General features: G+C 74.9%; 7 protein-coding genes. 4 read left to right on the forward strand and 3 right to left on the reverse strand.

All coding sequences use genetic code 11. The annotated features are described in order from the left end of the window. Positions 1-11 precede the first annotated feature (11 nt). Positions 12-1,856 (reverse strand): AMP-dependent synthetase/ligase, encoded by a 1,845-nt coding sequence (locus tag F9B16_RS10505; RefSeq protein ID WP_151539813.1) that lies wholly within the window; start codon positions 1,854-1,856, stop codon positions 12-14. 175 nt (positions 1,857-2,031) lie between these two features. On the opposite strand from F9B16_RS10505, the gene selD reads away from it, so the two are divergent. Together selD and F9B16_RS10515 are read left to right on the forward strand one after the other, a co-directional pair. Next, complete coding sequence (gene selD, locus F9B16_RS10510; protein WP_225991526.1) at positions 2,032-3,024, forward strand: selenide, water dikinase SelD; 993 nt, start codon at positions 2,032-2,034, stop codon at positions 3,022-3,024. A 52-nt stretch (positions 3,025-3,076) separates the two neighbouring features. Then, positions 3,077-3,346 carry a GlsB/YeaQ/YmgE family stress response membrane protein gene (locus F9B16_RS10515; RefSeq protein WP_151539815.1) on the forward strand — a complete coding sequence of 90 codons (270 nt, stop codon included), beginning with the start codon at positions 3,077-3,079 and terminating at the stop codon, positions 3,344-3,346. 31 nt (positions 3,347-3,377) lie between these two features. On the opposite strand, the gene F9B16_RS10520 is transcribed toward F9B16_RS10515, so the two are convergent. Together F9B16_RS10520 and F9B16_RS10525 are read right to left on the reverse strand one after the other, a co-directional pair. Continuing rightward, positions 3,378-5,264, reverse strand: a complete 1,887-nt coding sequence (locus F9B16_RS10520) for a propionyl-CoA synthetase (RefSeq protein ID WP_151539816.1) — start codon at positions 5,262-5,264, stop codon at positions 3,378-3,380. A 144-nt stretch (positions 5,265-5,408) separates the two neighbouring features. Next, complete coding sequence (locus tag F9B16_RS10525; protein WP_151539817.1) at positions 5,409-6,851, reverse strand: MFS transporter; 1,443 nt, start codon at positions 6,849-6,851, stop codon at positions 5,409-5,411. Between the two features lie 98 nt (positions 6,852-6,949). On the opposite strand from F9B16_RS10525, the gene F9B16_RS10530 reads away from it, so the two are divergent. Together F9B16_RS10530 and F9B16_RS10535 are read left to right on the forward strand one after the other, a co-directional pair. Continuing rightward, positions 6,950-7,480, forward strand: coding sequence for a MarR family winged helix-turn-helix transcriptional regulator (locus tag F9B16_RS10530; RefSeq protein WP_151539818.1), 531 nt, complete (start codon positions 6,950-6,952; stop codon positions 7,478-7,480). 242 nt (positions 7,481-7,722) lie between these two features. Next, positions 7,723-9,024, forward strand: a 1,302-nt coding sequence (locus F9B16_RS10535; RefSeq protein WP_151539819.1) for a GTP-binding protein, incomplete at its 3' end; no start/stop codon positions are given.

Raw genomic sequence — 9,024 nt, forward strand, 5'->3', positions numbered from 1 at the left:
ATACTAGTCGATCACCCGGCGTAGAGGGCGTCGAGGGCCTCGGCGTACTTGCCGTGCACGACCCGCCGCCGCAGCTTCAGGGTCGGGGTCAGCTCCTCGCTCTCGGCCGTCCACTCGGCGGGCAGCAGCCGCCACTTCTTGACCTGCTGGACGCGGGCGAGGCGGGCGTTGGCGTCCTCGACGGCCTTCGCGACCTCCTCCAGGACGAGCGGGTGCTCGGCCAGCGCGGCGAGGTCGGTGGTCTCGATCCCGTGCGCCGCGGCCCAGACCGGCGCGACCTCGCCGTCCAGCGTGATGAGCGCGACGACGTAGGGGCGGCGGTCGCCGAACGCGAGCGCCTGGCCGACCAGCGGGTGCTCCTTGAGGTGGTTCTCGATCATCGACGGGGCGATGTTCTCGCCGCCGGCGGTGATGATCAGCTCCTTCTTGCGGTCGACGACGGTGAGGAAGCCGTCCTCGTCGAGGCGGCCGACGTCGCCGGTGTGCACCCAGCCGTCGGCGTCGATGAGGTCGGCGGTGGCCTCGGGCCGGTTCAGGTAGCCGGGGGTGCAGGTCGCGCCGCGCACCAGGATCTCCCCGTCCTCGGCGAGGGTCAGCTCGACGCCGTCGAAGGGGCGGCCGACGGTGCCGAGCTTGAAGGAGTCGGCGAGGTTGGCGGTGATCGCGCCGGTGGTCTCGGTCATCCCGTAGGCGTCGAAGATCTTCAGGCCGAGGCCGGCGAAGAACCGGGCGACCTCGACCGGCAGCGGCGCCGCGGCGCTGGACGCCTGCCGGACGCGGTCCAGGCCGAGCAGCGCCCGCATCGGGGTGAGGACGGCGGCGTCGGCCTTCTCGAACGCGGCGGCGACCTCGGGGGTGAGGGTGTTGCCGAACTCCTGCCCGGACACGTAGGCGCGGCCCGCGTCCAGGGCGGCGGCGACGGCGGCCTTCTTCGCCGGGTCCTGCTCGGCCGACAGCACCGCCTGGATGCCCGCCATGATCTTCTCCCAGACGCGCGGGACGCCGAAGAACGAGTGCGGGCGCACTTCGGCCAGCACGGTGGTGAGCTGCGCGGGGTCCAGGCAGAAGTGGACGTGCGCGGCGAGCCGGACGGGCAGGTAGTAGCTGAGGACGCGGTCGGCGATGTGCGCGAACGGCAGGTAGGAGACGCCGGACGGGTGGTCGGGCAGCACCGAGCTGCGCTGCACCATCGCGGCCTCGTGCAGCACCATCGAGTGGGTGATCAGGACGCCCTTGGGGTCGCCGGTGGTGCCGGAGGTGTAGAGCAGGGTGACGGTGTCCGCGGGCGTCACGGCCTGCCAGCGGCGGTCGATCGCGGCGGGGTCGGCGGCCAGCTCGCCGCGGCCGAGCGCGGTGAAGGTGTCCCAGCTCAGGTAGCGGTCGTCGTCGTCCGGGCAGGCGGCGGCGTCCACCACGATGATCTTGCGGAGGTGCGGGAGCCGGTCGAGGACGGGCTGCCAGCGGGCGAGCTGGTCGGCGCCGTCCAGCACCGCGTACCTGGCCTCGCAGTGGCCGGCCACGTAGGCGACCTGGTCGGGCGCGAGGGTCGCGTAGACGGTCGTCGGCACGCCGCCGGCGTGCACGGCGCCGAGGTCGGCGAGCACGTGCTCGGACCGGTTGGGCATCATCAGCGCGACCACGTCGCCCGGCTCGAGGCCGAGGGCGGCGAACCCGGCGGCGGTCTCCAGGGCCCGGGTCCGCGTCTCGGCCCAGGTCAGGGTCCGCCATCGGCCGTCGATCCGGTCGGAGTAGGCCGGCTCGTCCCCGTGCTCCGCGGCGGTGGCGGCGAGGCAGGTGCAGACCGTCTGCCCCTCGACGGCCCGGTCCAGCTCGTCCCGCTGCTCCTCGATCCCCATGTGGCGCCCCTTGAGTAAGTGATGACTTGCAGAACAGGATCGCATCATGCCGAACGTCGTTCGGACAAGCCCTTCGGGCATTTTCCGCTGGTCGGGGGCGAGGCGATCCCTGGGTGACCGGACCCGTACCGTCCGTTTGTTGATCATTTGTGGTAGTTGTGCGTTAAATCTCCTGGTGAACCGTCTCGCCCGAGCAGCCCGCCTCACCCAGTACGCCCACGGCGGCGGCTGCGCGTGCAAGATCCCGCCCGGCGAGCTGGAGCACATCGTGGCCGGCCTCGCCGGCGGCGGCGACGCCCTGGTGATCGGCGGCGGGGACGGCGACGACGCGGCCGTGCTGCGCGTCGCGGGCGGCCGCGCTGTGGTCTCCACCGCCGACTTCTTCACCCCCGTCGTCGACGACGCCTACGACTGGGGGCGGATCGCCGCCGCCAACGCCCTGTCGGACGTGTACGCCGTCGGCGGCGAGCCGCTCATGGCGCTGAACCTGCTCGGCTGGCCCCGCGACGCGCTGCCCGCCGAGCTGGCCCGCGAGGTGCTGCGCGGCGGCCGGGACGTGGCGGACCTCGCCGGCTGCCCGATCGCCGGCGGGCACAGCATCGACGACCCCGAGCCCAAGTACGGCCTCGCGGTGACCGGCGTCGCCGACCCCGACCGGCTGCTGCGGCTGGACGCCGGCCGGGCGGGCGTCCCGCTGTCGCTGTCCAAGCCGCTCGGCCTCGGCGTCCTCAACGCCCGACACAAGGCGACCGGCGAGGTGTTCCCCGAGGCCGTCGAGACGATGACGGCGCTGAACGCGGCGGCCGCGGTGGCCGCGCTGGAGCGCGGCGCCGGCTGCGCCACCGACGTGTCCGGCTTCGGGCTGCTCGGGCACCTGTACAAGCTGGCCCGCGCGAGCGGCGTCACCGCCGTCGTGGACGCCGCCGCCGTCCCGTACCTGGACGGGGCGCGCGCCGCCGTCCGCGACGGCTTCGTGCCGGGCGGCACCCGCCGCAACCTCGCCTGGGTGTCCCCGCACACCGAGTTCCGGCGGATCGCCGAGGAGGAGCGGCTGCTGCTCGCCGACGCCCAGACCTCCGGCGGGCTGCTGGTGGCCGGCGAGATCCCCGGCGCCCCGGTGATCGGCGAACTCGCCCCGCTCGGCCGCCACCACCTCATCGTCCGCTGACCCGCCGCGCGCCGACGCGATAGAGGGGCGGGGGCCGGGTAGGGGCGGGGGTGTGACCATCGGGGGGATCGTCTCCGCCGTCGTCCTGGGCGCCGTGGTCGGGGCGCTGGGCCGGCTGATCGTGCCGGGCCGGCAGAGCATGCCCTGGTGGGCGACCGTGGCCGTCGGCGTCGTCGCCGCCTTCGCCGGGACGGGACTGTCGGCGATGGTCGGGTTCCGCGCGTCCGGCTGGAACTTCTGGGAGACGATCTTCCAGGTCGGCGTCGCCGCGCTGGGAGTGTGCGTGGTCGCCGCGCTGTGGCCGCCGAAGAGCCACCGCTAGATCGCACGCCTCCGCGCCGGGCCGGCGGGCGTCAGGGCGCCGGCGGGCGCAGGACGGGGCGGAGCTCGTCCAGCACCGCCGTGTCCTCGATCGTGGACGGCACCGTCACGTCCTTGCCGTCGGCGATGCCCCGCATCACGCCGCGCAGGATCTTGCCGGACCGCGTCTTCGGCAGCGCCGCGACGACCTCGACCCGCTTCAGCGCCGCGACCGGGCCGACCTGCTCGCGCACCATCCGCACCAGCTCGGCGGCGAGCTCGCCCGGGTCGGCGTCGGCACCGCTCTTCAGCACGACGAAGCCGCGCGGGACCTGGCCCTTCAGCTGGTCCTCGACGCCGATGACCGCGCACTCGGCGACGGCCGGGTGCGCGGCGATGACCTCCTCCATCGTCCCGGTCGACAGCCGGTGCCCGGCCACGTTGATCACGTCGTCGGTGCGGCCCATCACCCAGACGTAGCCGTCCTCGTCGACGTGGCCGCCGTCGCCGGTCAGGTAGTGGCCCGGATGGCGGGTCAGGTACGACTCCACGAACCGCTCGTCGTCCTGCCACAGCGTCGGCAGCGTGCCGGGCGGCAGCGGCAGCCGGATCGCGATGTCGCCGTCGGTGCCGGGCGGGACGGGCGCGCCGTCCGGGCCGAGGACCTTCACGTCGTACCCGGGCACCGGCACCGACGGCGACCCGGGCTTGACGGGCATCGGCTCCAGCCCGCGCAGGTTCGCCACGATCGGCCAGCCCGTCTCGGTCTGCCACCAGTGGTCGATGACGGGCCGGTCCAGCACCCGCGACGCCCAGTGGTAGGTGTCGGGGTCGAGGCGCTCCCCGGCGAGGAACAGCGTGTCGAGCGCCGACAGGTCATGCCCGGCGAGCAGCGCGCCCTCCGGGTCCTCCTTCTTGACGGCCCGGATCGCGGTCGGCGCCGTGAACAGCACCTTGACGCGGTGCTGCGCCGCGACGCGCCAGAACGCGCCCGCGTCCGGCGTCCCGACCGGCTTGCCCTCGTAGAGGACGGTCGTGCAGCCGGTGAGCAGCGGCGCGTACACGATGTAGGAGTGCCCGACGACCCAGCCGACGTCGGACGCGGCCCAGAACACGTCGCCAGGGCCCACGCCGAACACGTTCTCCATCGACCAGCGCAGCGCGACCGCGTGCCCGCCGTTGTCGCGGACGACGCCCTTCGGCCGGCCGGTCGTGCCGGAGGTGTAGAGGATGTACAGCGGGTCGGTGGCGGCGACCGGCACGCACTCGACCGGGCGGGCGGCCTCGACCGCCTCGTCCCACTCCACGTCCCGCGGCCGGACGAGGTCGGCGTGCAGCTGCTCGCGCTGCCGGATCACGCACCGCTCCACCTTGTGCTTCGCCAGCTCGAGCGCCTGGTCGAGCAGCGGCTTGTAGGGGACGACCCGGCCGGCCTCGATCCCGCAGGACGCCGACACGACCGCCTTCGGGCGCGCGTCGTCGATGCGGACGGCCAGCTCCCGCGCCGCGAACCCGCCGAACACCACCGAGTGCACCGCGCCGAGCCGCGCGCACGCCAGCATCGCGATCACGGCCTCGGGGATCATCGGCAGGTAGATGACGACCCGGTCGCCGCGCTCGACGCCCTGCGCGCGCAGCGCACCGGCGAACCGCGCGACGAGGTCGGTCAGCTCGCGGTAGGTGTAGCCGCGGACCGTGCCGGTGACGGGGCTGTCGTAGATGAGCGCCGGCTGGTCGCCGCGCCCCTCGTCGACATGCCGGTCCAGCGCGTTGTCGCAGGTGTTCAGCTCGCCGCCGGTGAACCAGCGGTAGAACGGCGGGGCGCCGTCGTCCAGCACGCGGTCCGGCGGGACGAGCCAGCGCACGTCCCGCGCCGCCAGGCCCCAGAACCGGGTCGGGTCGGCGATGCTGCGTTCGTACGCGGCCGCGTAGGCGCCCATTTTCGTCCTCCCGGTTGCGGTCGGCCGGCCCCGATCCGCGTTTCGGGGCGCACCCCTATAGGGCACGGCGCGGGTGCCTTTCGTCAAGGCCCCGCGCCGCCACCTCCCGGTCGCGGAGGGTCACCGCCGCCGCGCCGGCCCCGGTCAGGCGGGGCGCTCGTGCGGGTGCCGGACGCCGTGCACCACGGCGACGGCGGCCGCGAGGACGGCGCCGGCCGCGACGATCCAGAAGCACAGCTCGTAGGCGCCGAGCGTCGGCACCTCGGTCCCGGCGATCACCTTCCCGGCGAGGATCGAGGCGGTGACGGCGCCCGCCACGCTGCCGCCGGTGGTGCGGACGAGCGAGTTGATGCCGCTGGCGATGCCGCTCTGGTCCATCGGGACGTGCTGGACGGCGAGGGTGCCGAGCGCCGCGTAGGCGACGCCGAACCCGACGCCCTGGATCGCGCTGAACGCCAGCATGTCGTAGCCGTGCGAGTTCGACACGGCCAGCCAGGTGTAGCTGAGCCCGGCGAAGACCGAGCCGAGCGCGAGCGTGTAGGCCGGGCCGATGCGCCGGGCGATGGTGCCGGACATCGCGGACGCGACGAGCATCGTGACGGTGCTGGGCAGCATGTAGAGGCCGACGTCCAGCACCGAGCCGCCCAGCCCGTAGCCCACCTTGTCGGACGGCGACTGGACGAAGCCGGAGATCAGCGTGAACGCGGCGAACATCGCGAAGCCGAGCAGCGTCGAGGACAGGTTCGCCGACAGCGACTTCGGGCCGACGAGCAGGTTCAGCCGCACCAGCGGCTCGCGCACCCGCTGCTCGATCGCGACCCACAGCCCGCACAGCACCGCGGCGGCGGCGAACAGGCCGATCACCCCGCCGGACGTCCAGCCCCAGTCGTTGCCCTCGCTGATCGCCAGCAGCAGGCAGACGAGCCAGCCGGCCAGCACGGCCGCGCCGGCCAGGTCGGGCCGCCCGCCCGCGCGCGCACCGGTGTCGTGCGCGGTGACCGCGACCAGCACGAGACCGGCCGCGGCGAGCGCGGCGGTGATCCAGAACACCGGGTGGTGGCTGGTGGTGTGGTCGGCGATCAGCCCGGTCACGATCATGCCGGCGCTGCCGCCGACGCCCATCGTGGCGCTGACGATGCCGATGGCGGTGGTGATCCGCTCGCGCGGGAAGGTGTCCCGGATCATCCCGATGGCGAGCGGGATCATCGCGGACGACACGCCCTGCAGGGTCCGCCCGGCGATGAGCACGCCGAGCGAGCCGGACACGGCGCAGACCACCGAGCCGATCAGCAGCAGCACCAGCACGAGCAGGATCATCTTCTTCTTGCCGTACATGTCGCCGAACCGCGACAGCAGCGGCGTGGCGACGGCGCCGGCCAGCAGCGAGGCGGTGAACACCCAGGTCACCGCGGTCACCGAGACGTGGAAGCGGCTCATCAGCTCGGGCAGCAGCGGGATCACGAGGGTCTGCTGGACGGACACCACCATGCCGGCGATCGCCAGCGCGAAGAGGGTGAGGCCGGTGCGCGGGGGGCCGGCGGCCCGCCGCCCGGTCGTGGCGGCGGCCGCCGTCTGGGCGCCGGTCATGAAGCCTCCTGGGGGGACGGTCCCGGTCGGTGGGAGCGGGGGCGTGCTCGGACAGCCTACTTACTTAAGTTAAGTAAATGCATCGTACAATGGATCACATGTCCACCCCGCCGCGGTCCGCCGCCCACCCGCAGACCGGCGCAGCGGCGCCGCGCGACATCATGGAGATCGAGCGCGCGATCAGCCGCATCGCGCACATGCTCACCCGCGCCAAGCAGCACGACCGGACGGTCGCCGTGGCCGGCGTCCCGGTCGACCGGGCCGCCGTGCCGCTGCTGCGCGCCCTCGCCGACGCGCCCGGCCCGCTGCGGCCGGGGGAGCTGGCCGTCCTGCTGGCGGTGGAGGCGCCGCACGTCACCCGCCAGGTGCAGCGGCTCGAGCGGGCCGGCTACGTCGAGCGGGTCCCCGACCCCGACGACGGCCGCGCGCAGCGGGTGCGGATCACCGGCGAGGGCCTGGAGGCGTTCGAGCGGATCCGCGCCGCGGGCCGCCAGTGGATGGCCGACGCCCTCGCGGCGTGGTCGCCCGACGAGCGGGCCCGGCTCGCCGGGCTGGTGCACCGGATGGTCGACGACTTCCTCGCCCACTCCGAGCGCCTCGCGGCCTGCGAGTCCCGTACCGCCGAGTAGCCACGCCCCCGGCATGACGATTCATCGCCGCTTGAGGTTTACGCGAAGTTAGTGAGATTTATGATCGCGCGGTGTGGGCCCGATCGGGTTTCGCTCCGGGGCCCGGCGTCCTTAGGGTTGCCTTCCGTGGACCTCCGTCTGCACAACCCCCGCAAAGCAGTCCCCGCCGGCGCGTGCGCAGCGCACGCCGCGCCCGCGCCCTTCCCCGCGGCCCCCCGCGCCGCGACCCGGGAAGGGCGCTGATGCAGGTCGTCGCGACCGCCGGCCACCACGGGCACGGCAAGTCCGCGCTGGTGCGCGCCCTCACCGGCATGGAGCCCGAGGAACCCGGCGCCTGGACCGAGCTGCCCTCCGGCCGCCGCCTGGCGTTCGTGGACGTCCCCGGCGACGCGCGGTCCGTCCCGGCCATGCTCGCCGGCGCGGGCGCCGTCCCCGCCGTGCTGTTCGCCGTCGCCGCCGACGAGGGCTGGATGCCGCAATCGCAGGAGCACCTGGACGCGCTCGCCGCGCTCGGCGTCCGCGCCGGCGTGCTCGCCGTGACCCGCTCCGACGTCGCCGACCCCAAGCTCGCGCTCCGCCAGGCCCGCGACCGGCTCGCCGGGACCGCGCTGCGCGGCGTCGAGGCCGTCGCCGTCAGCACCGTCACCGGCGACGGCCTGGACGAGCTGGCCGCCGCGCTGGACCGGCTCGCCGGCCGGCTGCCCGAGCCCGATCCCGCCGCGCCGGTGCGGCTGTGGCTCGACCACGCCTTCACCGCCGGCCGGCAGAGCGTCGTCACCGGCACCCTCGCAGCCGGGACGATCGCCGTCGGCGACGAGCTGCTCCTCATGCCCGCGGGCCGCCGCGTCCGCGTCCGGACCATCGGCAGCACCGGCGAGCCCCGCGAGAGCGCCACCGGCGTCTCCCGCGTCGTGCTCACGCTGCGCGACGCCGGCCGGGTCGGCGCGGGCATGGCCCTCGTCACCCCCGACCGCTGGTCGCTCACCACCTGCGTGGACGTGCGGACCCGGTTCGGCGAGGCGTCCGGGCGGCTCGCGCGCCGGATGACGCTGCACATCGGCGCCGCCGCCGTCCCCGTCCGGCTGCGCCCGCTCGGCCCCGACACCGCCCGGCTCACCCTGAACGCGCGCCTGGCCCTGCACATCGGCGACACCGGGCTGCTGCGCGACCCCGATCGGCGCGCCATCGCCGGCGTCAGCGTCCTGGACGTCCGCCCGCCGACCCTGGTGCGGCGCGACGCGGGCGCGGCCCGCGCCCGCGAGCTGGCGACCTGGCCCGACCGGCCGGACGGCGCGCTGGTGCTGCGCCGGCACGGCGTGCTCCGCGCGTCCGAGCTGGACCTGATGGGCTGCGCGCCGCCGGACGGCGCGGTCGCGCTGGACGGCGGCTGGCTCGCCGACCCGGCGCACTGGGAGGCGCTGCACGGGCGCCTCGCCGAGGAGGCGGCGTGCCGCTGGAGACGGCGCGGCTGCGGCTCGGGCTGCCCGCGCGGCATCTCGTCGCCGCGCTCGTCCGCCCGCCGCTGCGCTTGGACGGCGGCCGCG

Source organism: Actinomadura montaniterrae (genome assembly GCF_008923365.1).
Lineage (GTDB): Bacteria > Actinomycetota > Actinomycetes > Streptosporangiales > Streptosporangiaceae > Spirillospora > Spirillospora montaniterrae.

Bases quoted from the DNA above. Each gene is read 5' to 3' on its own strand.
- F9B16_RS10520 (WP_151539816.1), bottom strand. From the start codon at position 5,264: ATGGGCGCCTACGCGGCCGCGTACGAACGCAGCATCGCCGACCCGACC.
- F9B16_RS10525 (WP_151539817.1), bottom strand. From the start codon at position 6,851: ATGACCGGCGCCCAGACGGCGGCCGCCGCCACGACCGGGCGGCGGGCC.
- F9B16_RS10505 (WP_151539813.1), bottom strand. From the start codon at position 1,856: ATGGGGATCGAGGAGCAGCGGGACGAGCTGGACCGGGCCGTCGAGGGG.
- F9B16_RS10530 (WP_151539818.1), top strand. From the start codon at position 6,950: ATGTCCACCCCGCCGCGGTCCGCCGCCCACCCGCAGACCGGCGCAGCG.